This window comes from Paraburkholderia suaedae, assembly GCF_040812055.1.
GTDB lineage: Bacteria > Pseudomonadota > Gammaproteobacteria > Burkholderiales > Burkholderiaceae > Paraburkholderia.
The window spans coordinates 116,950-142,990 of the sequence record NZ_JBFOAH010000025.1; the positions used below are offsets into that span (position 1 = coordinate 116,950).

The window sequence follows — 26,041 nt, forward strand, 5'->3', positions numbered from 1 at the left end:
CGCTATCGCGTCAGCCAAGGATCGGACGCGGCGCGTGTGGTTGGTTGCTCGGGCGGGGGGCCTTTAAGCACCGCGCTTGCCCGGACGCTGGCGGCGCATTCTGTCTGCTCGGAGCCGCTTGGTTGCGTCGCAACCATTTCTGCCAGATTTGGTGGTGCATCATGGCCCTGAAAGCGGGCGCTTCGCCCCTCATTCGACGCACGATAGGTGTTGTGCAGCCGTCGATGAAGCAGCGGCGGCATCTGACCTTGAACAAGGAACCGCACCGTGATGCTCCGAGGAGGCGCGCAATCCACCTGCATGCTGCGTCGAAAAGAGAGTCTCCGCAGGCTCTTGCTCCATTGGTGCTATCGTTGTGTCTGACCCTTGCCGCACTCTGGAAAGGTAGGTATCCGGCGCCAATCGAATACATCGCTGCAAGTCTCTGGGTGTCGTATGCCCGAGGCGCCCCCTCAAAATCGTGAAATCCGGGCTTGCTGACTACGCCAACATGTTGAATTCTGCTTATCGGTATTTTTACGCGGTCGCTCAGGAAGGTTCAATTCGGCGAGCCGCGGAACGTATCCACATTTCCGCTTCAGCGCTTAGCCGTCAGGTCAGACTGCTGGAAAGTGAGTTTGGACAGGCCCTGATAGAGCACCACGGCCGACGCATAATGCTAACAGGCGCGGGAAACATATTGCGTGAGCATATTCGTCAGCTCATGCTGCAAGACGCCGCGGTAAAGGACGCCATTCGGACTTCGAACGGCTTGCAATTCGGGCACGTGAAAGTGGCATCAGGAATGGGATATGTTTCAGATTTAGCCGATGTTGTAATACCAGAATTTTTAGAGCGTCATCCGCAAATGACGTACGGTATCGACATAGGCAACGGTGATGCGGTATTGAGGATGGTAATTGATGAAGTTGTGGATATTGGAATAACCATGAATCCGCCGCAGCATCACCTCGTCAAGGTCGTTCATTCCGCTTCAGCGCCGCTCCGGGTTGTTCTTCCGCCAGGACATGCCTTGTCGGCAGCCCAGTCGGTGAGCTTGGACGATCTTCAGCAATTTGCGATTGGTCTTCTGCCCGCTCAACATCGTATTCGACAGAGTATAAAAGTAGTCGAGGATGCGGTCGGGATCAAGTTGCGGCCGGTGATTGAAAGTAACTCGTATGAAATATTGAAATCACTTGTAAAAAACAAGCTGGCAATAACCATCTTGCCTGAATTTGCAATTAAAACTGGTGGCTGGGAATCCATATTTAAGTTGATTCCATTGCAGCATGAGCGATTGGCTCAAACGACATCGGCCATCATCGCCCGGCAGGGACGAGCAATTCCGGAATCGGTAATGGAGTTTGTAAACTCTGTCATCGCTCGTCATAACGCCTTTTCCGGCAGCCTGTCATAGCGCATCCGGTTCTACGGAAATACGAATTGCGAAGCGTGATGGTGCGAAGCGGAGGTTGCTGGACGTTGGGAATAAGGGCTTGTAAGCCGGCACGGACTAGCGTTTGCTCCGGAAATTTCGAGTGCGCATGGGCAACGAGTCGGGGACGGAGCGGCCGAGCGAACATCGCGACCGCGCAGATCTACAGCCGCCGCAGGAGCTGTCAGGAGGACGCGCCGACCGTCAAGGTCGCATACTGACGGCTGGTGCAAAACAAGCAAAAATCCGCCGAAGTGCACGCGGAGGCTCGCGTGTTGACGAGGTGTCTAATGTTGGATATATTGTTCAAATGCCAAATCAAACGAAAGAACAGCAAGTGCTGGTCGCCCAACTCAAGCAAGTCGCGCTGGGCTTGGGTGAGACGTTTGCGCCGTTTTGCGAAGTAGTTGTGCATGACCTGCTGGACGCCGAGCACGCCATCGCGGCGATTCACAACAATTTGTCGGGTCGAGAGGTCGGGGATCCTGCCACGGAACTTGGCTTGGCGCGCATCGGTGATGCGGAGTATCCGCAAGTGATCGCCAATTACGCAAATCGCTTCGCCGACGGCCGGCAGGCAAAAAGCACGTCCATCGGCATCAAGGACTCGAAAGGGCAGTACGTTGCCGCTCTGTGCATCAATATCGATCTAACGCTTTTTGGTGCTTTGCAGAACATGCTGGGGCAGTTCGGCCGCACGGACGATTCTGCCGGTACCAACGAAAAGCTCGACCCCCCTGGGGCGGAAGGAATAAGAATGCGGATAGACCAATTCGCCGCGCGGCTCGCGACGACACCCAGAGCATTGAAGACAGAGGAAAGGCGGATTTTGATGAAAGAACTCCGGGAGTCGGGCAGCATGGACGTGCGTCGATCGATGGAGGTCGTCGCGCAACATTTGGGCGTATCGCGAGCTACGGTGTACAACGATGCCAAGTGACGCTCAATTGTTGCTCCTCGACAAGAATGAAGTCGAGTCATTGCTGTTGCCCGATGATGTGATGCAAGCGGTGCGCGAGGCGTTTGTTCTGCATAGCCAGCGCGAAGGCCGTGTTTTTCGCGTGGTCAGGGAACCGTTGGTCACGGGCGGCATATTCGGTATCAAATCAGGCGATGTTCCGGCGCAAGGGCTGCTGGGTTTCAAGGCAGCGGGATTCTGGCCTACCAATCGTGCACTGAATGGTGAGCCTCACCAGGCAACCATCATGTTGATCGATCCGGCTACGGGTCGGCCTCTCTGCATGATCGACGGCAATGCGGTGACCACAATGCGCACGGGTGCGGCCGGCGGACTTGGTCTACTGCACCTTGCACGCGCGGACAGCACTCGGGTGTGCGCCTTCGGTTCGGGCGTACAAGCGCGCGTGCAACTGACCTTCGCTCTGCAGCTCATGCCATCGCTTGTTCGTGTTCGCTACCTGACTGCGAATGGCCAGCGTGACCCCGCGTTCGAAGCTCACTTCGAGCAGCGCTGCGACATCTCGCACGCGAATGACGGTGATCGTGCAGTTAGTGAAAGCGACATCGTAATCACGGCTACCCCAGGTGCCGGGGCGCTGTTCGATTTACACTCGGTTCAACCCGGCACGCACCTTAATTGCGTAGGCGCCGACACTAAAGGAAAACGTGAACTTCCCGAGGGCCTGTTGGGGCGCGTTCGTCTATTCGTCGACGATCAAGCCCAGGCGCGCCAGATCGGTGAAACGCAATGGGCAGCCGACCACCCGTGCACGGAACTGGGCGATCTACTGACAGGAAAGGCACAGGCGAACCGCCGGGAAGACGACATTACGGTGTTCGACATGACAGGCCTGGCACTTCAGGACCTGACCGTGGCCCGCATGCTGTGTGAGCGTGCCCGTGAAACCGGCGTGGGAACCTCGGTAGCCTGGCCTTGGTAGGGGGTTGGGTCGGTCTGCAACCCGATATTTTTCCTGGAGTACGAGACATCCGGCGCGGCGCTTCTTCAAGCCGCGCTGTTGCCTCGTGCAGCGCGGAGCCGCGCAAGACTGTGACGGACCGCGGCAGATTCGGCGACGACGGATGGAAGCTAACGCAGTTGCGATAACGACGAGTGCAGATGCTCAAGAAAGCGCGTAGCGCGCAATGAGCGTCCATGTCGCGAGCTAATCAGCGCGACGATATCGGCATCCGGCAATTGCCACCCATCGAGCAGTGGGACAAGTCGACCCGCACGGACATGTTCGGCGACGTCCCACTCGGAACGCACGATGATCCCGAGTCCGGCAAGTGCCCAATCGCGCACGGTGCCGCCGTCGTTGCTCGTCAGGAACGGCTCGATCCTGACATTCGCCGGTGTGCCGTGGTGCTTCGGCATAAAGCGCCACATCGTCACATCTTCATCGTTTTCGCGTAGCGCGATGCAGTCGTGCACCCGCAGATCGTCTGGGTACCGTGGTTCGCCGCGCTGCGCGAGATAGCGCGGTGCCGCGCACAGGATGCGCCGGTTCGGCACAAGCCGCCGGCTAACCAGCGTCGAATCGCGTAGCTCGCCGATATGGACCATCAGGTCCCACATGTCGTCCGAAATGTGAGCGGGTCGATCGGACAGAATCAAACTTGCGGTCACTTCCGGATAGAGGCAGCGGAATTGCGCGACGGCGGGGGCGACATATCGCTGCCCGAAGCCGAGCGGCGCAATCACCCGAAGATGTCCCGCGACCGTCCCACGTCGCGACGCCAGCGTGTCCGATAGATTGCCGATGTCATCGCAGATCCTGCGCGCGTGGAGCGCAAACAGTTCGCCCTCATCGGTCAGTACCAGGTGCCGCCCCGAGCGGTCGATCAAACGCATTCCCAGCCGCTTTTCCAGGGCACGCAGTCGTTGTGTGACAGCGGGCGGCGTCACATCGAGCTTGCGCGCGGCGTCCGCGAGCGAGGCGGACGCCGTGACCGTGATGAAAAAATGCAGGTCTTCGGTCGAGATCATTAAATTACAGGTTAACGAAGCAATAAGGGGATATTAACCCGCACAACTATTTGATGGCCAATACTCTTTGCATCGCGCGCGCGAACGCAAGTGCCGATGTTCCAGTACACCAACGCCACGCCGCCATGCTTTCGATGGCAGCTTTAGCTTTAATGACCCGCCGAGACATCAGCGCCCAATGCTGGCCGAAGACGCCGGCCGATAAGGAGTGTTTAATGAAAAGCCCGCGCATTGCCATTCTTGGCTTCGCGATCGAGTCGAACCGGTTTGCGCCGGTTTCCACACGCGCCGATTTCGTATCGCGTGCGTATCTGCAAGACGCCGCGCTTCTAGCTGATGCGAAAAGCGCGGCACCCGTGATGACGCCGGAAATCCCGGCGTTCATCCGCACAATGGATGCGATCCGACCCTGGACGCCGATCCCGATCCTCTTTGCGAACGCGGAGTCTGGCGGACCGGTCGAGCACGGATTCTTCGCCGATACGCTGCGTGAATTCGAGCAGCGGTTGCGGGCGGCGTTGCCGCTTGACGCCGTCTACATCTGTGAGCACGGCGCAGCCATCACGACAGAAGAAGACGATCCCGACGGCGTGGTTTTCGCGCTCGTACGCAGCATTGTCGGGCCAGCGGAGCCGATCGTCGCCACCGTCGACCTGCATGCCAACATTTCGGACCGAATGGTCGACGCAGTCGATGCGCTCGTATCGTACCGTCGCAACCCTCACACCGATATGGCCGAGCGAGGTGCCGACGCGGCGCGGATCATGATCGAACTTCTGGACGGTATGCGCACGTCCGTCGCGCATGTGCGAATGCCCGTCTGTTCACCGCCGACGCAGTTGCTGACAGCGCCCGGCACAGGGCCATATGCAGAAATGATCCGACGCGCTGAAGCGCTCGATGATCCGCGCATCGTGAACATCTCGATTGCAGGCGGCTTCGCATTTGCGGATACCCCGAAGAATGGTCTAACGGTACTTGTCACCACGCGCGGCGATGCGCAACTCGCGGCCCAGGTTGCGCACGACCTTGCGTCATACGCGTGGCAAGAGCGTGCCGCGTTTACGCCGCAGCTGGCGTCCCTCGACGAGGCGGTCCGCCTCGCGAAAGCAACAGGCGACGATGCGTCGCGAGCCCCGGTGCTGCTTGCCGACGTAGCCGACAATCCTGGCGGCGGCGGACGCGGCAACACGCCGTTCATTCTCAAGGCACTTCACGAACAGGATGTGCGTGGTGCGATCCTCGGTGTCATCACAGATCCGGATCTCGTGGCGGACGCATATGAGGCCGGCATCGGGGAAACGTTCCACGCCCGGTTCAACCGCAGCGAAACTACCGTCTATTCAGACCCGTTCGACGTGCCGGCGCGCGTGGTGCGGCTGCATGACGGCAAAGGTGTCGGCCGGCGCGGACAGTTGGCCGGCTGCAGCTTTGACCTCGGACCGTCGGTTGCGCTGCAGATCGGCGGCGTAACCGTCATCGTCATCAGCAAACGGCACCAGTGCCACGAGCCGATGTTCTTCGAAATGTTTGGCATCGATATCGCCAGCGCGCGCGTTGTCGCGCTGAAGTCGCGCGGCCATTTCCGGGCTGCATTCGATGAATTCTTCTCTGGCGAACAAATCTTGAGCGTCGATGCGCCGGGCCTGACTTCGCCCATTCTCGCTCGCTTCGACTTCAAGAAATTACCGAGGCCGGTCGTACCCATGGACGACATTGCGAATTGGATCCCGACCGTCCGTGCTGTTCAGCCGCGGAGCGACGCGCAATGAGTGAGTTTTGCAATGAAAGCGGCGGCCGTCAGTCGCTGGACGAACTGGACACACCGTGTCTGTTGCTGGATGAAGCACGGATGACCCGCAACATCGAGCGGCTGCGCGCACACCTCGGAACGTTGGGCGTGCAGCTTCGGCCGCATCTGAAGACGCCGAAATCGATCGAGGTCGCGCAACGCACGATGGACAGCGCAGCGGGTCCCGCGGCAGTCTCGACGCTCAAGGAGGCCGAGCAGTTCGCCGATGCGGGCGTGCGCGACATTCTGTACGCTGTCGGCATCGCGCCGAACAAGCTCGACCGCGCCGGCGCGCTTAGGCGCGGCGGCGTCGACTTGTCGATCGTCGTGGATAACGTCGAGGCCGCGCAGGCGGTGGCGGCAAAGGCGCGCGAGACCGGCGACAAGATTCCGACGCTAATCGAAATAGATAGTGATGGCCATCGCGCTGGCATATCGCCGCAACGTCCCGACGATCTCGTCGCAATCGGCCGCGTGTTGCACGAGGGCGGTGCTGAGTTGCGGGGCGTCCTCACGCATGCGGGCGAGTCCTACAGTTGCAAAAGCCTCGACGAAATAGTGGCGATGGCTGAACGCGAACGCGCGGCGGCGGTAACGTGTGCGCAGACTTTGCGTGCTGCGGGGCTGCCGGCTCCGATCGTCAGCGTCGGCTCGACGCCCACCGCACATTTTGCACGCGACCTGACCGGCGTGACGGAAGTGCGCGCAGGCGTATTCGTGTTCTTCGATCTCGTCATGGCCGGCCTCGGCGTGTGCTCGACCGACGACCTCGCGCTCAGCGTGCTTGCGACGGTTATCGGTCATCAGCGCGACAAGGGCTGGATACTCGTTGACGCGGGCTGGATGGCAATGTCGCGCGATCGAGGTACCGCCCGGCAGCGCATCGACCAGGGGTACGGCATTGTCTGCGATGTCGATTCCCGGATATATCCGGATCTGATCATGGTCGAAGCCAACCAGGAGCAAGGAATTCTTGCGCTACGGCCGGGCAGCGCAGCCGTGCTGCCCGATCTGCCGGTCGGCGCTCAGGTGCGGATATTGCCGAATCACGCGTGCGCAACCGGCGCGCAACATGGGGCATATCAGGTCGTACGCCCCGGTTCGCGCGACGTGCTCGCGCGCTGGCAACGATTCAGCGGGTGGTAGACGGAAAGGACCGGTACCGAACGGGGCATGGAACGTGTCGCGTTCACTCCGTGTGCGCTGTCCACACCGACTTCGTCGCACCGGCACCGGACTGTTTCATACCCGAAGGGGCGCTCCCTTCGGGGCACAGCTGACCGGTCGCTGTGCTCGAACTGCAACACTTCGACGTCGCGTGCATTTGACAAATGCAGCCAGAAAGCGATGGGATGACGAAGCGGTTCGAGTGTTCCATTGCATCTCTTAGACGACGGCCCGAGCGAAGGCGCTGTCAAAGAAAGTTTATTGACAGATTGACGAAAAAAATAATAGTAGATAATCTGTCTAAATGTTGAAATGTGGATGTAGCAGTAGCCACAGGTGCGATCTGTTCGTGTCTGTTGACTCGCTGTGAACGTCCACCCTGGTTTTGCACGGTCCCCCGCCGCAAGTGTGTTGTTAAGCTATAAAGCGTATGAATAGGAATACTATGTTTCAGCTTCCCACTTATACAGACGTCGCCGCGGCCGCCGAGCGCATCAAGGGGCGAGTGCACAGGACCGCAGTTGTGACCTCGCGCATCGTAGACGAAGAGATAGGCGCGAAGGTTTTCTTTAAGTGCGAATGTCTTCAACGCACGGGTGCCTTCAAGTTCCGTGGCGCCTTCAACGCGCTGTCGAAGCTTGACGAGCGCCAACGACGGAATGGGGTGGTCGCCTATTCATCCGGCAACCATGCGCAAGCCATCGCACTATCGAGTTTCGTGCTGGGCACTCCCGCCACGGTCGTCATGCCGCACGATGCCCCAGCTGCAAAGCTTGCCGCGACGGAAGCTTATGGCGGCAAGGTGATGTTGTACGACAGATACACGGAAGACCGGGAAGCGATCGGGCGGGCGCTCGCCGAAGAACATGGGCTGACGCTGATCCCTTCGTACGATCATCCAGACGTGATCGCCGGTCAAGGAACCGCAGCAATGGAGTTGTTCGAGGAGGTGGGCGATCTCGACGCCTTGTTCGTGCCTCTTGGCGGCGGCGGTTTGCTGGCAGGCTCTGCGCTCTCCGCGGCTGCCCTGGCTCCGAATTGCAAAGTCTACGGTGTTGAGCCGGTGGCTGGCAACGACGGGCAGCAATCGCTCGAGGCCGGTTGCATTGTGCATATCGACACCCCGAAAACCATTGCCGATGGCGCTCAGACTCAGCACCTCGGGGCCTACACGTTCGAGATTATCCGCCGCCACGTGAAAAGCATACACACGGCGACGGATGCGCAATTAATCGCGTGCATGCGCTTTTTTGCAACTCGCATGAAGATGGTGGTCGAGCCAACCGGCTGCCTTGGTTTCGCCTCTCTGCGCGATATGCGGTCGAAGTTGCAAGGAAAGCGTGTCGGCGTACTCGTCAGTGGCGGCAACGTCGATGTGGAGCGCTACTGCGCCTTGTTGACGACTTAGGCAAACACGAAGGAGCTGATATTGAGGCGATGCCCGGGCGCGCAGGGCGGACGAATGCTGCGCTCGCTCAAGTCATCGCTCAACCGTTTTAAGTTGTGCACCACAAGTGCCCGCGTTGCCCCTCGACATCCGGTCGATAACGACGGCTGAAAGCAGTGGGCCCGTCACCCACAGTTAATGGCCAGACCGGCGCTGTTCTTATGACTCTTCGACACTGACATGAAAAATACTCGCGTATTTCCAACAGCCTCAATCCCCTCGACCGGCGAGGTTGAGTCCAGCCACGGACAAATGACAACCGGGTACTCACCCTCGCGCAAAATCTTCATCCTCGCTAGCCTGCTTTTCTCGTGGATATTGGCGAACGCGGACCGCATTGCGATGACGATCTCGATCATTCCGATCTCAAAGGAGTTCGGTCTGGATTCGAAATCGGCGGGGTATGTGCTCAGTGCGTTCTATGTCAGCTACGCTTTGGTGCAACTGGTGGCGGGGTGGCTCTCCGATAGGTTCGGATCGAAGGGGGTGTTAATTGGCTGCGTGGCGACATGGTCAATTTTCACGGGTATGACAGGTATGGTGAGTTCCCTTGCCGCGTTGCTCGTTATCCGCTTTCTCTTCGGACTTGGCGAGGGCGGATTTTCCCCGGCAAGCACGGTGACGATCGCCGAGGTATTTCCAAAGAAGGAGCGAGCGCGGGCGAAGTCACTGGTCATTGGTGCGATCTTCATCGGCGGAGCTGCGGGGACGGGTTCCATCGCAGCCCTGATCAACGCCCACGGATGGCGCTTCGCCTACCATGTGCTCGGACTGGTTGGTCTGGTGATGTCTTTGATTCTCTGGTATGCGATCAAAGACGTACGGCCTCGCTCGGCCGCAAAACCTGGCGAAAAGAGTGCCCCCAAGTTTCGCTCGCTGGCACGCATGTCGATCATGCGTAAAACGACGATGATCTTTTTCTTCAGTAACATCGTGTTGATTGGGCTGATGTCCTGGATGCCGACGTTCCTGGTGAAGACGAAAAATATCGACATCATCCATGTCGGCGTTGCTTCCGCTATCCCGTATGTCGTGGCATTTATTTCACTGAACATCGTGGGTTGGCTGCTGGATAAGGTCGGGCAAGGTCGGGAACGACTGTTCATGGCGACTGGCGGTTTCTGCATCGTGTTATTTCTAGGCTTGATGACGATGAGCAATTCGCTCACCGTTCTTCTCACCTTCTGGACGCTGAGCATGGTTGGCTACACCATGGTGTACGGGACCATCTACGCTATACCGCTCAAGCATCTGCCCGACGAAATGGTCGGCACAGCCGCTGGCGTCATCAATTTCGGCGGACAATGCGCAGCCGCTGTCGCACCCGCGACAATCGGGTTGCTCGTGGGGCATTCGCACGGGTCCTTTACTAGCGCGTTTCTCTTTCTCCTCTGCTCGGGAGTCGGGGTATTCCTCGTCGCGTTGACATGGCGCGTGGAACGATCAGACCGATAACAAAAAAGCCGGGATTTTTTTCGCCTCATCCGCTTGGCAGTCCAGAAGCCGGCGGTGCATTCAAGTGCTGCTAACCCTTGCGAATGCTGAACCGCGCCGGATCGACCTGGTAGCGGATCTGCCCGGTATTCTCAAGTTGGCAGTGCGCTTGCTGGAGGTGTTCGAGGCTGTTGGATTCGAAAGCAGTCTTCCTGGCTGATTAACAGAAATCCTTCACAGGATCATGCAGTCTGCGGGCCATTGAATGCTGGCGGATCGCGCTGCGTCGGCCACCCAGAAAATGTGCCCGGGCTGGACTATCGGGGCATACAGGCGCTGGACGGTAACGGAATACTTTCGCAGGGCTGTTTGGCCACGGCGCACCCGATGATCGTGTGCGCACAGTTGCCGATCCTGAACGCCAGCAAAACGGAAGCTGGTTAATAGAGGCGATACTCGAGCTTCGACTTAAATAAAAATCATCAACGCGTTTTAATTCGCCAGGAGCTGGAAATGAAGAAAGTTGTAGTAGCAGCATGTGCAATGTCTGTAGTTAGTATTCCTACATTTGCCCAAAGCTCGGTGACGCTATATGGGTTAGTGGACACGTCTCTGAGTTATACAAACAACGTGAACGGGGGCGCTGCATTCCAGGAGACCTCAGGTAAAACGAGTGGTAGCCGATTTGGCTTGCGCGGATCCGAAGATCTCGGCGGAGGGATGCGCGCGATATTCACCCTCGAAAACGGTTTTACAGGAACGAATGGTTTGGCCGGGCAGGGCAATCGTCTCTTCGGTCGGCAGGCGTTCGTTGGTCTCTCCAGCGATAGCATCGGCACCTTGACGTTTGGCCGACAATACAGTCCGATCAGCGACGAGCTGTGCAACTACTTTGCAGCCTGTTTCTTTTCGCCGGCGATGCATATCGGCGACAACGACAACATGAATCAAACGATTCGCATCAACAACTCCGTCAAGTTTCAGTCGAATAATTACGCCGGCTTTACCTTCAACGGACTCTACGGCTTTAGCAATCAGGCCTCGGGGCCGTCCTCACAAGGCTTCGCCAATAATCGCGCGTGGAGCGTCGCGGGAAATTACACGCGCAACGCGTTTTCGGCCGGCGTCGGATATCTTGAGTTCAACCATCCGAACGCCACCAGCAATACGAGCGGCGCTGTCGGGGGAGCGTCACCCTCTTCGGGCGACGAGTACAGCACCAACTTTTTTTACGGTATCGACGGTGGCGTGGCACGGCAACGCATCGGTGCTGCGGGGGCCAGCTACCGATACGGAAAGACTACCGCCGATCTGGGTTTTACGCGGGTCTGGCTCGACTATAACGACGGCGCGGCGCGAAAGCTGAATAACTACACGGCAACGCTCCGGTATCAGCTGACCACGCCATTGACATTGCTGGCTGACTACACCTTTACGAGCGGTAGCGCGACGGGGTTGCCTGGTACGGGCGGCGCCGATCTGAAGCCGAAGTGGCATCAGGTGACACTCAGTGCTGACTACCTCATGAGTAAGCGCACCGATCTTTATGTGGCAATGGAGTATCAGCGGGCAACGGGTGACGCGTCGACGCTCGTAGGGGGGAAATACGAGCGCATTGCGCAGATCAAGAGTGTTGGCTCGAGCTCTTCGTCGGATAACCAACTGAGCGCTACGGTCGGCATTCGTCACCGCTTCTGACGAACGGAAGTACGCATAGCCGGCGAAGGCGGTCACTTACGCGTACGCCGGCTATGCAGGTTTAACGACCGGTCCAGGTTGGTTGGGCGTGCCGGTTACGCGGCGGCCTGAGTGGCTAGCAGGTCTTCGATCGGAACCGGAAGGTTCCGGAAATTCCGTGCGGGCGTAAAACCCCGAAGCGAGGCCGCAAGCAGCGCTTTGATCCGGCTATCTTCCAGGAGCGCTTCAGGACCATTGAACGCGTCTTTGCCTGGGAGGACAACTTTCGCCGTCTGTTGCTGCACTTCGAACGCATCAGTGACGTGCACTACGCGTTCAAGACGCTCGCCTATACGTGAACAATCTGCGCCACTACTGCTGAGCAGCACCGCAGGGCACGCAGTTCATGGATGGCGCAGCACGCCATGAACTGTCGCGCCATGGCGATTTGCATTCCTGACTATATTATCCTCTACGACAACCAGATAGCCGCCATTTTTCGCAACGATCCATACTGCTTCGCAGGCTCGCGAATGTCGCTGTCATCTTGCGAGCCGGAAAGCCGCGAAACTGGCAACCAGTTGTTCGAGTTGTGGTGCCATCGCCCATGCCTGGGGATAGCACGCTTTCGCCTACTCGCACCGGCAGCGTTGCTCGACTTGAAGTTAGCGTTGCGGCGCTTGTTCCGGCAATGCGCGACGTTGCGCGCGATAACGCGTCATCTCCTCGTCCAGCCATGCGGCGAAGGCGACGAGTGGCGCCCAGTCGCGTCGCTGCTCCGGGAACATCAGGTAAGTCTTCTGTGCGTTGATTGCTGCATACTCGCCGATGCGCAACAACTGGCCCAACGCCAGCTCCTGCTCTATCAGCACGCGCGGCAATAGCGCGAGGCCCAGACCAGCGACTGCTGCTCGAATCGCCATGATGAAGAAATCGAAGGAATGGTCACTGCCTTCGCGCGGCGTGTGTTCAGTGGCTTCATGCGCGGCGGCTTCGCTCCAAGTCATCCACGCGGCCGGCAGATCGCGCGTGTGGATCCACGGCATCGCGACGATGTTCTGCGTGGCGAGTTCATCGGCCATCGATGGTGAGGCGACCATCCACACTTCGTCATCCGCCATCAGCACCTTGCTCGCGAGTCCCGGCAGCGGCGACTGCTCGAAGTGAATGGCGGCGTCGAAGTTCAGGTCGTGGAAGTACGTGGGTTGATCGCGGCCCGTGAGCCGCACCTGGATATTCGGCTGCGCACGATGAAAACCCGGCAGCCGCGGCACCAGCCATTGCGCGCCGAAGGTGACGCCTACTGCGACGCGCAGAGTCGAGCGTTCGCGATTGGCTACCAGTTGCTGCGTGTCCTGACGAATCTGCTCGAGATTCACGCGGATGCGATGCGCGTAATCGGCGCCCGCATCGGTGAGCACCAGACGCTGGCTGACGCGCCGGAATAGCTCCACACCGAGGCTGGCTTCGAGTTCGTTGACCTTCTTGCAGATGGCGCCGTGGGTCTGCTGCAGTTCCGCGGCGGCCTTCGAGAAGCTTTGATGACGCGCCGACGCCTCGAAGGCCTGTAACGCCGTTAGGCTGGGAATTCCTCGACGCAATGACATGGGCGGATCTCCATGGTAAGTCCGCTCATTTTAGCGCCATACTTGCAGCGAGCTCGCGGCGACGTTCGGGGTCGAGCGCGATCGCGAGCGCGGCGCCGACGGCCATTGCTACCGCGATGCCGATGAACGCGAGCTGAAACGTGCCGGTCGTATCGCGCACCCAGCCGATGAAATACGGCATTACAAAGCCCGACGATACGCCGATGCTCGTGATGAGCGCGATGCCCGCCGCCGCTGCGCGATCGGTGAGGATGTTTCTCGGCAACTGCCAGAACGTGCTGATGCTGCAGAAGCACGCGGACGTACCGATCGCCAGCACCGCGATGGTCGCGAGCGGCGACGAGAGATAGAGTGCACTGGCGAGCGCGACTGCCGACAGCAACATCGGTCCGGCGACGTCGCGCGCATGAATGCGCTTGTGACTCACGATGCGTCCCCACACGATCACGCTGACGACCGCGACCGCGAACGGCGCGGACGTGATCAGGCCGATCTGTGTGAGCGAGTACTGCGCGCTGCCCTTGAAGGTCTTCACGACTTGCGGCAGGAAATATAGCAGCCCGATAATGCCCGAGTTGATGCCGAAATAAACCAGGCCCAGGCCCCAGACCTTGGGATTGGTGAGCGCGCGGCGCGCACTGCCGGGCTGCAGGGCAGCGGACGCGGCCTGCTCTTCGCCCGCGAGCGCCGCGCGGATCGTCTGGCGCTCTTTTTCGCTCAGGCCGCGCCAGGCGTGCGGACCGTCCGGCAGATAGAACCAGCCAACCACGCCGAGCACGATGGCGGGAAGGCCTTCGAGCAGGATCATTGCGCGCCAGCCGGTGACCCCGAACACGTTCGCATGCTCCATGATCCACGTCGACACAGGCGCGCCGACCATGCCGGTAAGTGGAATCGACATCGTGAAGAGCGACATCATCCAGACGCGATTGCGCGCGGGCATCCACAACGTCAGGTAATAGACCATGCCGGGATACAGCCCCGCCTCGAACACGCCCAGTGTGAAGCGCGCCACATACAGCCATTGCGCGTTCGGCACGAAGCTCGTGAGCGACGACAGCAGACCCCAGGTCACGAGTATGCGAGCCATCCAGCGCCGCGCGCCGAAGCGATGCATACACAGGTTGCTGGGCACTTCGCACAGGATGTAGCCCAGAAAGAACAGGCTCGCGGACAGCCCGTATTGCGCGGCGCTTATGCCGAGTTCGGCGTTCATCGTCAATGCCGCGTAGCCGACATTGGCGCGATCGAGCTGGTTGGCGACGTACATCAGCACCATCAACGGCGCGAGCCGCCACACGATGCGCTTCATCAGATCGGGCGGCAACGCGCTCTGGGTATCGAGGGTCTGCATGTGTGTTGTCCGGGCAGGGGTGTTGTCGTAGCCTCATTTAGCACTAGTCGAATTTCCATGACAATCCACGAAAAGTATCTGTCCTGTGACGCTTCGGCGTAACCTCGCCCGAAGCCATGCGGGACGGGCCCTCGTGGCTCATGGTGTCGAAATTTCACATGACATTGCGCAAACCGCCATGGACGGCGGCACTTGTGGCGCACCAGAATGAGCATGTCCCGTTCCTTTCATCGAGGGTGCCGCATGTGCCTTGCCGACTCCAACGAATATCAGATTCCCACTCCCATTGGCGGAGCGCTGCCCGTTCCGCGTGTCTATGAAGACCTCGAGACGGAGCGGCGGCATCGCAAGCTCAAGCTCGCGGCGGCGTTCCGGCTGCTGGCGCGCTTCGGGCTGACCGAGGGTATCGCCGGTCATGTGACCATGCGCGATCCCGAGCATCACGACCGCTACTGGGTCAACCAATATGCGCAGCACTTCTCGATGATCCATCCCGACGATCTCATCTGCATCGACGACAAGGGTGCGGTGCACCACGGCAGTGGGCCGGTCAATGCGGCGGCGGTCGCAATTCATTGCGGGCTGCATCGCGTGAATCATGCGGCGGCCGCCGCCGTGCACACGCATACGACCTATGGCCGTGCATTCGCCGCGCGCGAACGGCTGCTTGCGCCGATCAATCAGGAAGCGTGTCTGTTCTTTGAAAACCACGTGGTGTTTCGCGGCGATATCGTCGTGCTCGCCACCGACGAAGGCGCGCGTATTGCGCAGATGATGGGCGACTGCAAGGCCGCGATCCTGTTGAATCATGGCTTGCTGACGGTGGGATCGAACGTGGATTCGGCCGTGTATCGCTTCATCGCCATGGAACGATGTGCGCAGGTGCAGTTGCTGGCCGAGGCGGCCGGCCCGCTCGAGCCGCTGAGCGCGGAGGAGGCGCGCGCGACGCGCCGGCATCTGGCGTCCGACTACGTCGCCTGGCTGGGCTTTCAAGGGTTATACAAGCAGATGCTGCGCGAACATGCGGACCTTAATGACTACGCGCGCACGCTCGACGCGTAGTCGCTCATCATTTTGACTCTGTCTTTAACGGTTTGAATCTCACACAGCGTTGAAGGACAGCGTGTGAACGGGCAGGGCGTGTCAGCCCGTTCAGCCAGATCCTGCAGACCGACGGCCAGGTTTGCGCAGTTGCTTGGGCTGATTGCGTTGCGCCAGCTGCACGATCACATCACCGCCGCGCACGCGGCGCTCGCCGCTTATCGGCGAGTTGTAGGCACTGTCGACCTTGAAAGCGGATTGCGTTTTACCGGGGTTCGCCAGACGCAGTTGCAGATTGCCGTTTGCGACATCGTAGCCACCGGCAACCTGAACCGCCGGTCCTTGGTTCCCCTTGAGGGCTACATTGCCCACAAAGCGGCGCAAAAAGCCGTTGGGGGCGAACACGGAAAAGTCGTAGCTTCCCCGGAGCGAGCATCAAATCGTCCGACAGGTCCTTACCTGCTTCAACCGTATAGCTGCGCGGCAGATCCGTCGCATTTCCGGAATAGACCCGGAGGTTGACACCCGCGCGCCCCGTGTTCGTCATGTGCAAGCGGAACGCGTTGCCTTGCCCGCTCACGCCGCCGCGAACGAAAAACTCGTACGGCAGTGCGCGTGCCGGCCGTACACCGGGTTCCTGTTTCGGCAGTGACTGGGTGCTCGGCACGACGGGTATGACGTTCGGGTGACGGTTCTTGTCCGCGGGAAACGTGGTGACCGGCAGTTGGGGAAAGCCGTCGTTCGAGTTTCCGAAGTTGAAAATCGATGTCAGGTCCCCACACACCGTGCGGCGCCATGCCGCAATGTTCGGTTCCTCCAGGCTGTTGCCCGAGATCATCTATACAGATGGGGTTGTGCTGGTCGGACTGTTGCCACCGGAAATGATGAGGCGGCGCGCGAACATCGCAGCCCTCGAGAGGGCATCAACGCCAGCTCGGAGAAGATCGCCAATATCGTCGGCATCGTCTCGATTGGCGCTCGCATGAATGACCCACGCGTCAGCGCGTTTTTGGAACATCGCACCCGTCAGGCGACGGGTACGAGCCTTGGACACGGCAGTGTCCAAGGCCAACGGACGATGAATCCAATCATCGTCCGCGTCAGGGTTTAGCGATATCCGAACCTGGTTGAAACCGCAAACCGGCCAGGTCCGACAGCTTTATCGAACACGCCATGAAGCCAGGAAGACCGGCTTACTGCGACAGAATTGTCGAACGCGTCAGAAACCATCGCACGCACGAGCAAGCTCATCAAGGCATTAAATCAAGGCGACCATACACCCCACTCGTGGGTGTCGGACCCGCTGCGAAAAACAACGTGTTGAGCGGCTGACTGTCCACGTTGTTGCCGAACGAGATTCCCCAGAGGCCCGGCTGCTTGAAGACGGTTCCATCCTTCTGAGTAAGCGCACCGGCGAAGGCACCGGTGGCCGGATTGAACGCGTCGATCGTGCCGTCGCCGAAGTTGCCCACCAGCAGGTCGTTGCTGGCCGCGCCGAAATTCGCCGGCGCGAGCGCCAGGCCCCACGGCGAATTCAGCGTGTTGCCGGTCGCGATGCGCTTCACGAAGTTACCCGCGCTATCGAACGCATCGACGACGCCATTGCCCGCGCCGTTCATTTGCGTGTGGCCATCGGATCCAAGCACAGCGTACGTCACGTACACGGTGCCGCCGATTGCCGCGATGCCGAACGGCGACAGGCCCGCGGGCAGACCCGGATCGCTGAAATTGCCGGCAAGCTGAATCTTGTTGAATGACTTGTCGAACACATCCACTTTCTTGTTGTGGAAATCGGTCGCGTAAAGCAGGTTCGCGCCGGCGTTCACGCCGATTGCAAGGCCTTTGTACACGGCGCCCCCCGCGCCATCGTCGTGGACCGTGACAGCCTGGGTTGGCAGGACCTTTGGCGACCAGCCAGCGATGGTGCCCGCGTCCGTCGCCCAGATGAAGAGAGCGTTGGACGCTGCGCCGCCGTTGGCACTCATCTGGAAATCGGTGCTCGCGTTAAACACGATCCCGGTCGGTCCAGCGGCTTGTCCCGCGGCATTCGGCGGGATGGTGACCACAAGTGACTGCACCACGCCGTTGCCGTCATAAAGAGTTGACTTCTTCGTGTTGTTATCCGATACCCATACAAACCCGGTCGGATTGAACGCGATCCCCCAGCCGTTCTTCAGATTCGCGTCGGTGTGCGCTGCGCCGATGCTGCCGTCGGACACAAGGATCGTGGATTTGAACTGCGGTGTCATCGCGTTACTGCCATTGCTGACATTGTCGTTGCCGCCGCAGGCCGCGAGCGCCGCTACCGTCAAACCTACAGCAATTGTATTTACCGCTCGTTGTTGCAATCTCACGTGAACGTTCTCCTTTGATTGGCTGAATAGCGGCCCCCGGGCACCGGCGCATGTCCTGGCGATGTCCGAGGTACGGACGACCACGAGCCGCTAAGCTTGCGCTAGCGTTTGAGTCTCTGGGTCCTCCGGGCATTAACGTTGGCGATGCCAATCTATTCCAAAATATTTTGGTATTTCGCTATCGAGAGTCGACCTAAGCGCGTTATCGCACAGCCAAAGATCGACCAGACGCATCACACAGTCCAGCTCACGATGCAGGCCGACACGAGCAGGTGCGTGTGGGAGTGTCACGTGAATGTGCCAGGCAACACGGGTGCGCGCGACAAGGTAATACGCTGCGGAACGCGTCAGACTGATCATCGATGTGCTCCCGATAGCAGGTCTCGGTATGCCGATCTCCTGCGCCTCTGTGCAAACATTTGTGCGGGCTAAGACAAGTATTCGGAATTTCGTCTATCTACCCTTGCGCTAGTGCGATGCAACAAGGCGTACATGGTGTGGGCCATTGACATCTGCCGCTCAGGGAGTTCCGGAATGTACACCAATCTTGTCGATCACGGGCATGGAGTTTTGCGCGCGGGCGGTCTTGGCCGCCGCTGGCGCGAGCTGGTTCTTGGCGCCGTCAGTCTGCTGGCGCTGCTGATCTCGGGCCACGCACAGGCTGCCGCGCCGGCGCCTGCCGAATGCGCAGCGCTACAGGCGAAATACCCGCAATTCAAGGGCAAAACGCTAATCAACGCGATCAACCCGCACACGCCGGGCTATGAAGCGCTGGACCCGAATGACCCGACTAAATACATCGGCTTCGACATCGACCTCGGCGACGCGATCGGCAACTGTCTTGGCTTCAAGATGGCGTACAAGCCTGTCTCGTTCGCGGCGCTGCTGACCACGCTGCAAAGCGGCCAGGCCGACATCGTGATCTCCGACATCTATGCGACCGAAGAGCGTGCGAAGGCGGCGGACTTCATCACATATTCGAAAGTGTTCGACGGCGTGCTCGTCGCGAAGGGGAATCCGAAGAAGATCAGCGGCATCAACCCGACAATGTGCGGCACGACTGCGGCAGAAAACACCGGCTACGTTGAAGTGCCGCTGATCCAGAACCTCGCGCCGGCCTGCAAGGCGGCCAACAAGCCGGAAGCCGCCGTGCAGCTGTATGACAACAACGCGAACGCGATCCAGGCAATTCTTTCGGGCCGCGCCGATACGTACATCAACGATGTGAACACGGTGGACCAGGCGGTCAAGGCGTATCCGAACCAACTCCAAAAAGCCAGCGCAGTGACGCTGCCGTATTCGATCGGTATTGGCGTTCCGAAAACCAACCCCGCAATGCGCGCAGCCGTGATGGCAGCGCTCGTCGCGATCCAGAAGGCCGGCATCCAGACCGACTTGCTGAAAAAGTGGTCGCTGGGCGTTGAAAACCTCGAAACCCCCAAGCTGATTGCGTCGAACTGATGAATCTGTTTCTGCACTATCTCGGCCTGCCGTATCTGCTAAGCGGCATCGGTTTTACGATCGCAGTCACGGCGCTCGGGCTCGCGGGCGGTCTGATCGTGGGACTGGTGCTCGCGAGCATGCAACTGAGCAAGGTGGGGCCGCTCGCTGCGATCGCGCGCGGCTACACAGTGATTTTTCGCGGCACGCCGCTGATCCTGCAACTGGTGTTTGCGTACGACGCGCTGCCGCACATCGGGTTGAAGTTGAGTGCGATGGGCGCAGCGGGTCTCGCGCTGGCGGCGAACGAGGGGCCGTTCATCGCGGAGATCCTGCGTGCTGGCGTGCTCGGCGTCGACCGCGGGCAACTGCTCGCAGGGCAGGCGCTGGGCATGACGCCGACCGTGCTGCTGCGACGCGTGATCGCGCCGCAGGCCATCCGCACCATGATACCGGCGCTCGGCAACGAGTCGGTCAGCGCGTTGAAGAACTCGTCGCTGGCCTCCGTCATCGCAGTCGACGAACTGACGTTGCGCAGCACCCAGCTCGCGTCGTCCACGTTCGATTTCTTTTCGATCTTCTTCGCGTCCGGGCTGATGTATCTCGTGCTGACCGGCGTGGTCGCCGCGATTCAACTGTTCGCCGAAACCGCGCTGGATCTCGATCGCAGCCCGTCCGGGCGCTTCGCCCGGCTGCTGCCGTGGCGCCGTGTCGGGATTGCGACGAACTCGCCCGCCGCGGGCCCGACGTTACCCGTCGATGCGCCGTTCAAACCAGCGCCGTCGCCCGTGGCCAACGCGGATGACGTTTCCGCAGCGCGCGCGCAGCGCTACACGGCGCTCCAAAAGCAGAGCGCGACCGTGCAGGTGAAGGGGCTGAGCAAGCGTTACGGCGGGCAGACGGTACTCGACGGTTTCGACCTCACAGTCCGCTTCGGCGAGGTTATCGCGCTGCTGGGGCCGAGCGGATCGGGCAAAAGCACGCTGCTGCGCTGTATCAATCACCTGGAGAAGTGGGATTCGGGGGAAATCCGCATCGCCGGCAAGCGCCTCGGTTTTCGGATCGATGGTCAGCAGATGACTCAGGGCGATATCGCCAACGAACGTGCGAGTGCCGGTGTGGGCATGGTGTTCCAGCATTTCAACCTGTTCAGTCATCTGACGGCGTGCGAGAACATCGCGGGGCCGCTGCGCTGGGTGCACGGCATGGCGCCCGCCGATGCGGAGCGCCGCGCGCGCGAACTGCTCGAACGCGTCGGCCTCAGTCATCGCGCCGATGCGTTGCCGCGCCATCTGTCGGGTGGCCAACAGCAGCGCGTCGCGATCGCCCGCGCGCTTGCGCCCAATCCTCGCGTGCTGCTGCTCGACGAACCGACGTCCGCGCTCGACCCCGAACTCGTCGGCGAAGTACTCGACGTGATCCAGCGGCTCGTGGACGAAGGCGGTCTGACGATGATCATCTCAACGCACCAGCTGCGCTTCGCCGATCAGGTCGCCGATCGCGTCGTGTTCATGAGCGGCGGCGCGGTGATCGAACAGGGCCCTGCGCACGAAGTGCTCACACACCCGCGCCATCCGTTGACGGCGCGATTCCTGAGCGTGATGGGCGCCGACGACCGGCTCGAAGTCGCGTCGTGACCGCACGCGCCATTCAGCATCGCCCGGCCCTTTGCGCCGGGCGCCTTAAGAGGTTCGAACACACATGAAGCACCATACCCTCCCCGTGTCGCCCGAAACGGTTCATTGGGGTTATTTCAGCAAAAAAGTCGAGCCCGCGTTGACGGTGCGCTCCGGCGACAGGATCACGATCGAGACGCTGACGCACCATGCAAACGACGATCACGAACGCATGGTCGCGGGCGACCCCGGCGCCGAAAGCGTATTTCACTGGACCCGCGAGCACAAGGCCATGCCGCGCCGCGGCGCGGGGCCAACCGATGGACCCTTTACGCTTGGTTCCGGCGAAGGGGTCGGCGTGCATCTGCTGACCGGTCCGGTCGCGATTGAAGGAGCCGAGCCCGGCGACGTGCTCGAAGTGCGGATTCTCGACGTACGGCCGAGGCCGAGCTGCAATGCGTGTTATCGCGGCCGCTGTTTCGGTTCGAACGTCGCCGCCTCCTGGGGCTTTCATTATCGCGATCTGATCGAGGAGCCGAAGCCGCGTGAAGTCGTGACCATCTTCGAGCTCGATACGTCCGGCGAGCCGTTCGCACGCGCGGTCTACAACTACGTGTGGACGCCGCAGACCGATCCGGACGGCTTCGTGCATCAGACCATCGACTACCCCGGCGTTAAGGTCGACCATTCGCTGGTCAGGAAGCGAGAGAACATCCTGTCGAACGTAAAGGTGCCGGCCCGGCTGCATTTCGGCACGATGGGGCTGGCGCCAACGGAACTCGACTACGTCAGCTCCAATCCACCCAGCTACACGGGCGGCAATATCGACGACTGGCGCGTCGGGAAGGGGGCGCGGATGTATTACCCAGTCGCGGTCGAAGGTGCATTCTTTTCGGTCGGCGATCCGCATGCGGCTCAGGGTGACAGCGAGCTCGGCGGTACCGCGATCGAGACCTCGCTGACGGGGGACTTCGAATTCGTGCTGCACAAGAAGAACGACCTGGGCGGCACGATCCTCGAAGGCCTCACGCACCCGATGCTGGAAACCGACGACCAATGGTCGGTGTACGGCTTCACCTTCCCGAACTACCTGGCGGAGCTCGGCCCGGCCGGACAGATCGAGGTGGCGCAGCACTCCAGTCTCGATAAGGCGATGCGCGACGCGTTCCGCAAGCTGCGCCGCTTCCTGATGACCGTACACAGGCTGAGCGAAGACGAGGCCATCGCGCTGATGTCGGTCGCCGCGGACTTCGGCGTCACGCAAGTCGTCGACGGCAATTGGGGCGTGCATGGCTCGATTCGCAAGAACGTCTTCGTCGACGGCGCGGGGGGCTGAGCGTTCAGGTGCGCGGGGCGGGGCAAGCGGGGCCCACATGCCCTGGCGCGATGACGGGACCGATTTTTGTAAAAGACGCGACACCCGGCGATCTGCTTCAAGTGCGTTACATGCAAATGATCGCGCGCTCGAACTACGGCTCAAATCGCGCGGCGCACTCGGGCCATCCTTTCACCGACTTCGAGAAGTAACGCGCCACCATCCAGCAACTCGATCAGGCATCGGATAGGGCTCATGCGCTTATGCGTATGACTATCCGGGCCAATACCCCTTGCCGGGCAAGCGCTGGGAGATTCGCGACTGATGCCGCGACTGCCGCTCGGAGGCGGCCGCAAACGCCGGACTACCTGATCGTCCATGGCTTCGAGGAGACGTCGACGACGAGAAAAAAGCCGAGCGCGACAGTTGTGCAGGAGCGCTACAACGGTGCGAATAAGCACCGTCGTAGCGCAACGCGGCAGCCCTGATGGTGTTATTACCGATGGCACGGACATTGCTTTGGAATCACTCAACTGACGTTCGTCAGGGTCCGGGAGCCTGCGTTGGAGTTACTGCGTTTTACCACCGAGTCGTACGCCGAAGTAGATCGCTTGCGAGCATGGAACGAGGCGCTCGAACGGCTCGGCCTGCAGTGCGGCGCGCCTCATGCCGCCGCGCGCCACTTGCACGGGACCATCAAGTCGCGCAAGTCGAGCAACGGCTTTGAGTTGATCGCACTCGCCGCGTTCGCGCAAACCATCGAACTCAAGGCCGACGGCGCCGACAGTCTCGTGATCGTGCTGCATCTCGACGGCGGCCTGACGCTTGTTGCCGACGGCGTGCGCGCGCGGGTAGCCACCGGCGATATTGTTTATGCGTCGTCGCGCGAAGAAGCGTGCCTGTCGTTCACGTCCGACTTCCGCGCGTTCGTGATCCGCGTGCCCCGCTCTGCCGTGAACGCACGCCTTCTAACGCCGTTCTCGTTGCGTGCCGGGCGCTTGCCGGGCGAGTCCGGTATCGGTCACGTGTTTTCGGGCTTTCTGCGCTCGATTGCCGAAAGCGTGGAGACGTTGTCACTCGACGAACTACGTCCCCTCGAACTCGCGCTCGCGGAGTTCCTGGTCGCGAGTCTCGCCGGCCATGACAAGGAAGGCCACTTCAGTGGCCTCACGCCATCTCAGGCCGCGCTCTTTTCGCGGATATGTCGGAGCATCGAAGGCAATCTCGCCGACCCCGACCTCGGGCTGACATCGATGGCGAAAGAGGAGCGCGTGTCGCCCCGTTATCTGCAGAAGCTGTTCGAAGCGGTCGGACAGAACTTCTCGACGTACTTGCGCTCACGCAGGCTGGAGCGCTGCCGCGCGGATCTGGTCAATCCGTTGTATGCAAAGGTTTCGATTGCCGATGTCTGCTTCCGCTGGGGATTCAACGATCCTGCGTATTTCAGCCGCGCGTTTCGCGAGCAATATGGCGCGTCGCCGCGCAGTTTCCGGCACGAAGCTGGTCTTGAATTAGCACGCGATCTCGTGCGGCGAATCTCGCGCGGCTTGCCTGTCAATGCCGTGAGTTTGCTCGAGCATGCGCAACTCGCCGAACACCGTGCGGCTGAAGACGTCGCGCAGGAGAGCGATGCCGCAGAGCAGCCAGAAGCACCTTGCGCACCAGCGCCGCCCGAGTCCGGCAAGCCGCGTCATCATCTGTTGCGTGCGACGGCGAATACGATTCACTGGGGTTACTTCAGTCACGACCTCAAGCCTGTGCTCGAAGTCAACAGCGGCGACACCGTGACGATCGAAACGCTCACCCAACACGCGGCAGATGACTGGGAGCGGATGGTGCAGGGCGATCCTGGCGCGGAAAGCGTGTTCCACTGGAGCGCCGCGCGTAAGAACGTCGACCGCCGCGGCGCGGGCCCCATGGACGCGTCCATCTATGGACGTGGCGCAGGAGAGGGCTTCGGCGTCCATATCTGCACCGGACCGATTGCCGTGCGTGACGCAGAACCGGGCGATGTGCTCGAAGTGCGGATTCTCGACATTCACCCGCGCCGTTGCGCCAATCCCAAGTTCGCCGGGCGCGCGTTCGGCAGTAATGCCGCTGCGTGGTGGGGATTTCACTATCGCGAGTTATTGACCGAGCCGAAGCCACGCGAGGTTGTCACCATCTATGAACTCGATGCCGACGCCACTGCCGGCGAAACTGCCTGCGCACGCGCCGTCTATAACTTCCGCTGGACACCTCAACGCGATCCATTTGGCGTAATGCATCCGACGATCGATTATCCCGGTGTGCCAGTCGATCACTCAACCGTCGTTGAAAATCACGACATCCTGAAGAACGTGAAAATTCCGGTGCGTCCGCACTTCGGCGTGATCAGCGTCGCGCCGCAGCAGGACGGTCTGATCGATTCGATTCCGCCGTCGACGTTCGGCGGAAATCTGGACAACTGGCGCGTAACGCGCGGAGCGAGCGTGTTCTTGCCAGTTGGGGTGCCGGGCGCTCTGCTCTCGATTGGCGACCCGCATGCGTCGCAAGGAGACTCAGAACTGTGCGGCACCGCGATCGAGTGTTCGCTCACCGGCGACTTTCAACTGGTGATTCACAAGAAAGAGTCGCTTGACGGCCAGGCATTTGCGGACCTCACCTATCCGCTAGTCGAAACCGTCGACGAATGGGTACTTCACGGCTTCAGCTATCCCAACTATCTGGCCGAGTTCGGCACAAGCGCGCAAAGCGCGGTATATGAAAAATCGACCCTCGATCTCGCGATGCGAGACGCCTTCATCAAAACGCGGCGCTTCCTGATGACGACCAAAGGCCTTTCAGAAGATGAAGCGATCTCGCTAATCTCGGTCGCAGTCGACTTCGGCGTCACGCAGGTGGTAGACGGCAACTGGGGGGTGCACGCGATCATCAGGAAGTCGCTCTTCACCGCGTGAAGTCGCGCGTGTGACGTCCAATGCGCATGCGGACAAGAGTTTGTTCGCAGCAGGCCCGATGTAGCTATTTTGGTTTCCTTACCATGGGTTCTGACGTGAACACAGGCGTACGCGCCGTTCGACAGGACTCACTGGGCCATGGATTCTCCCGCACATCGCGCGCTGCCCGGCCACGGGCGCTTTGAATATTCGCCGATCAACGGCCGGCCTGTTTATCGCTGGCCTGACGGTTCCCGGCTGGCGGTTTATATCGGCTTCAACATCGAGCACTTTACATTCGGCGGAGGACTAGCAGGCTGTTGAAATTGGGAACGGTGTAAACGGGCTTCGCGGCCCGAGCGTTATGGATATTGTGTTCATGACCTTGAGCGATGAGTGCGATGCGTGGAATGGACGAGATGCAAGAACCGCTGTTCACGACAGTCAAGCTGGAAGACTTTGTACCGGCCGATCATCCGCTGCGACCGATCCGGCTGCTGGTGAACGACGCG

At 60.3% G+C, this 26,041-nt stretch carries 17 protein-coding genes and 3 pseudogenes; 14 read left to right on the top strand and 6 right to left on the bottom strand.

Annotated features, from left to right (window positions below):
• Positions 1-460: 460 nt before the first annotated feature.
• The 3 genes from ABQJ48_RS28385 (at position 461) to ABQJ48_RS28395 (ending at position 3,318) form a co-directional block, all read left to right on the top strand.
• Entirely contained in the window at positions 461-1,399 is a 939-nt protein-coding gene (locus ABQJ48_RS28385; RefSeq protein ID WP_367841277.1) for a LysR family transcriptional regulator, read from the top strand.
• Positions 1,400-1,727: 328 nt separating this feature from the next.
• Positions 1,728-2,357 (top strand): helix-turn-helix transcriptional regulator, encoded by a 630-nt coding sequence (locus ABQJ48_RS28390; protein ID WP_367841296.1) that lies wholly within the window; start codon positions 1,728-1,730, stop codon positions 2,355-2,357.
• The gene (locus ABQJ48_RS28395; RefSeq protein WP_367841278.1) at positions 2,347-3,318 is read left to right on the top strand and encodes an ornithine cyclodeaminase family protein; all 972 of its coding nucleotides are present in this window, start codon (positions 2,347-2,349) and stop codon (positions 3,316-3,318) included. Before ABQJ48_RS28390 ends, ABQJ48_RS28395 begins: the two co-directional genes overlap by 11 nt.
• Before the next feature lie 149 nt (positions 3,319-3,467).
• Here ABQJ48_RS28395 and ABQJ48_RS28400 read toward each other — a convergent pair whose 3' ends face one another.
• Complete coding sequence (locus ABQJ48_RS28400) at positions 3,468-4,367, bottom strand: LysR family transcriptional regulator (RefSeq protein WP_367841279.1); 900 nt, start codon at positions 4,365-4,367, stop codon at positions 3,468-3,470.
• 215 nt (positions 4,368-4,582) lie between these two features.
• Between ABQJ48_RS28400 and ABQJ48_RS28405 the strand changes: the two genes are divergently transcribed.
• The 5 genes from ABQJ48_RS28405 to ABQJ48_RS28425 all read left to right on the top strand — a co-directional run bounded on the left by ABQJ48_RS28405 (position 4,583) and on the right by ABQJ48_RS28425 (position 11,905).
• Positions 4,583-6,139 (top strand): M81 family metallopeptidase, encoded by a 1,557-nt coding sequence (locus ABQJ48_RS28405; RefSeq protein WP_367841280.1) that lies wholly within the window; start codon positions 4,583-4,585, stop codon positions 6,137-6,139.
• Positions 6,136-7,305 carry a DSD1 family PLP-dependent enzyme gene (locus ABQJ48_RS28410; RefSeq protein WP_367841281.1) on the top strand — a complete coding sequence of 390 codons (1,170 nt, stop codon included), beginning with the start codon at positions 6,136-6,138 and terminating at the stop codon, positions 7,303-7,305. Before ABQJ48_RS28405 ends, ABQJ48_RS28410 begins: the two co-directional genes overlap by 4 nt.
• 466 nt (positions 7,306-7,771) lie before the next feature.
• Positions 7,772-8,734, top strand: a complete 963-nt coding sequence (locus ABQJ48_RS28415; RefSeq protein ID WP_473094200.1) for a threo-3-hydroxy-L-aspartate ammonia-lyase — start codon at positions 7,772-7,774, stop codon at positions 8,732-8,734.
• A gap of 219 nt (positions 8,735-8,953) precedes the next feature.
• On the top strand, positions 8,954-10,228 hold the full coding sequence (locus tag ABQJ48_RS28420) for an MFS transporter (RefSeq protein WP_367841283.1): 1,275 nt from the start codon (positions 8,954-8,956) through the stop codon (positions 10,226-10,228).
• A gap of 492 nt (positions 10,229-10,720) precedes the next feature.
• Positions 10,721-11,905, top strand: a complete 1,185-nt coding sequence (locus tag ABQJ48_RS28425) for a porin (protein WP_367841284.1) — start codon at positions 10,721-10,723, stop codon at positions 11,903-11,905.
• A 644-nt stretch (positions 11,906-12,549) separates the two neighbouring features.
• On the opposite strand, the gene ABQJ48_RS28430 is transcribed toward ABQJ48_RS28425, so the two are convergent.
• Complete coding sequence (locus ABQJ48_RS28430) at positions 12,550-13,491, bottom strand: LysR substrate-binding domain-containing protein (protein ID WP_367841285.1); 942 nt, start codon at positions 13,489-13,491, stop codon at positions 12,550-12,552.
• Positions 13,492-13,516: 25 nt separating this feature from the next.
• Positions 13,517-14,845, bottom strand: coding sequence for an MFS transporter (locus ABQJ48_RS28435; protein WP_367841286.1), 1,329 nt, complete (start codon positions 14,843-14,845; stop codon positions 13,517-13,519).
• Positions 14,846-15,088: 243 nt separating this feature from the next.
• Here ABQJ48_RS28435 and ABQJ48_RS28440 point away from each other — a divergent pair, with 243 nt between their 5' ends.
• A complete protein-coding gene (locus tag ABQJ48_RS28440) occupies positions 15,089-15,907 on the top strand; it encodes a class II aldolase/adducin family protein (protein ID WP_367841287.1) in 819 nt (272 codons plus the stop codon).
• A gap of 90 nt (positions 15,908-15,997) precedes the next feature.
• On the opposite strand, the gene ABQJ48_RS28445 is transcribed toward ABQJ48_RS28440, so the two are convergent.
• The 3 genes and pseudogenes from ABQJ48_RS28445 to ABQJ48_RS28455 form a co-directional block, all read right to left on the bottom strand.
• Positions 15,998-16,291 carry a hypothetical protein gene (locus tag ABQJ48_RS28445; protein ID WP_367841297.1) on the bottom strand — a complete coding sequence of 98 codons (294 nt, stop codon included), beginning with the start codon at positions 16,289-16,291 and terminating at the stop codon, positions 15,998-16,000.
• Between the two features lie 34 nt (positions 16,292-16,325).
• Positions 16,326-16,724, bottom strand: a pseudogene (locus ABQJ48_RS28450) (phospholipase domain-containing protein); the annotation flags it as partial.
• Positions 16,725-17,136: 412 nt separating this feature from the next.
• Positions 17,137-18,240 (bottom strand): TIGR03118 family protein, encoded by a 1,104-nt coding sequence (locus ABQJ48_RS28455; protein ID WP_367841288.1) that lies wholly within the window; start codon positions 18,238-18,240, stop codon positions 17,137-17,139.
• 534 nt (positions 18,241-18,774) lie between these two features.
• Here ABQJ48_RS28455 and ABQJ48_RS28460 point away from each other — a divergent pair.
• From ABQJ48_RS28460 to ABQJ48_RS28480, 5 genes and pseudogenes are all read left to right on the top strand, one after another.
• Positions 18,775-19,701 (top strand): ABC transporter substrate-binding protein, encoded by a 927-nt coding sequence (locus ABQJ48_RS28460; protein ID WP_367841289.1) that lies wholly within the window; start codon positions 18,775-18,777, stop codon positions 19,699-19,701.
• On the top strand, positions 19,701-21,317 hold the full coding sequence (locus tag ABQJ48_RS28465; RefSeq protein WP_367841290.1) for an amino acid ABC transporter permease/ATP-binding protein: 1,617 nt from the start codon (positions 19,701-19,703) through the stop codon (positions 21,315-21,317). The genes ABQJ48_RS28460 and ABQJ48_RS28465 overlap by 1 nt, the downstream gene beginning before the upstream one ends.
• A gap of 67 nt (positions 21,318-21,384) precedes the next feature.
• A pseudogene (locus tag ABQJ48_RS28470) lies at positions 21,385-22,632 on the top strand (acetamidase/formamidase family protein); the annotation flags it as partial.
• 542 nt (positions 22,633-23,174) lie between these two features.
• A complete protein-coding gene (locus tag ABQJ48_RS28475) occupies positions 23,175-25,550 on the top strand; it encodes an acetamidase/formamidase family protein (protein ID WP_367841292.1) in 2,376 nt (791 codons plus the stop codon).
• A gap of 138 nt (positions 25,551-25,688) precedes the next feature.
• Positions 25,689-25,841, top strand: a pseudogene (locus tag ABQJ48_RS28480) (polysaccharide deacetylase); the annotation flags it as partial.
• Positions 25,842-26,041: the final 200 nt, after the last annotated feature.

Bases quoted from the DNA above. Each gene is read 5' to 3' on its own strand.
- ABQJ48_RS28390 (WP_367841296.1), top strand. From the start codon at position 1,728: ATGCCAAATCAAACGAAAGAACAGCAAGTGCTGGTCGCCCAACTCAAG.
- ABQJ48_RS28395 (WP_367841278.1), top strand. From the start codon at position 2,347: ATGCCAAGTGACGCTCAATTGTTGCTCCTCGACAAGAATGAAGTCGAG.
- ABQJ48_RS28400 (WP_367841279.1), bottom strand. From the start codon at position 4,367: ATGATCTCGACCGAAGACCTGCATTTTTTCATCACGGTCACGGCGTCC.
- ABQJ48_RS28405 (WP_367841280.1), top strand. From the start codon at position 4,583: ATGAAAAGCCCGCGCATTGCCATTCTTGGCTTCGCGATCGAGTCGAAC.
- ABQJ48_RS28410 (WP_367841281.1), top strand. From the start codon at position 6,136: ATGAGTGAGTTTTGCAATGAAAGCGGCGGCCGTCAGTCGCTGGACGAA.
- ABQJ48_RS28415 (WP_473094200.1), top strand. From the start codon at position 7,772: ATGTTTCAGCTTCCCACTTATACAGACGTCGCCGCGGCCGCCGAGCGC.
- ABQJ48_RS28420 (WP_367841283.1), top strand. From the start codon at position 8,954: ATGAAAAATACTCGCGTATTTCCAACAGCCTCAATCCCCTCGACCGGC.
- ABQJ48_RS28425 (WP_367841284.1), top strand. From the start codon at position 10,721: ATGAAGAAAGTTGTAGTAGCAGCATGTGCAATGTCTGTAGTTAGTATT.
- ABQJ48_RS28430 (WP_367841285.1), bottom strand. From the start codon at position 13,491: ATGTCATTGCGTCGAGGAATTCCCAGCCTAACGGCGTTACAGGCCTTC.
- ABQJ48_RS28435 (WP_367841286.1), bottom strand. From the start codon at position 14,845: ATGCAGACCCTCGATACCCAGAGCGCGTTGCCGCCCGATCTGATGAAG.
- ABQJ48_RS28440 (WP_367841287.1), top strand. From the start codon at position 15,089: ATGTGCCTTGCCGACTCCAACGAATATCAGATTCCCACTCCCATTGGC.
- ABQJ48_RS28460 (WP_367841289.1), top strand. From the start codon at position 18,775: ATGTACACCAATCTTGTCGATCACGGGCATGGAGTTTTGCGCGCGGGC.
- ABQJ48_RS28465 (WP_367841290.1), top strand. From the start codon at position 19,701: ATGAATCTGTTTCTGCACTATCTCGGCCTGCCGTATCTGCTAAGCGGC.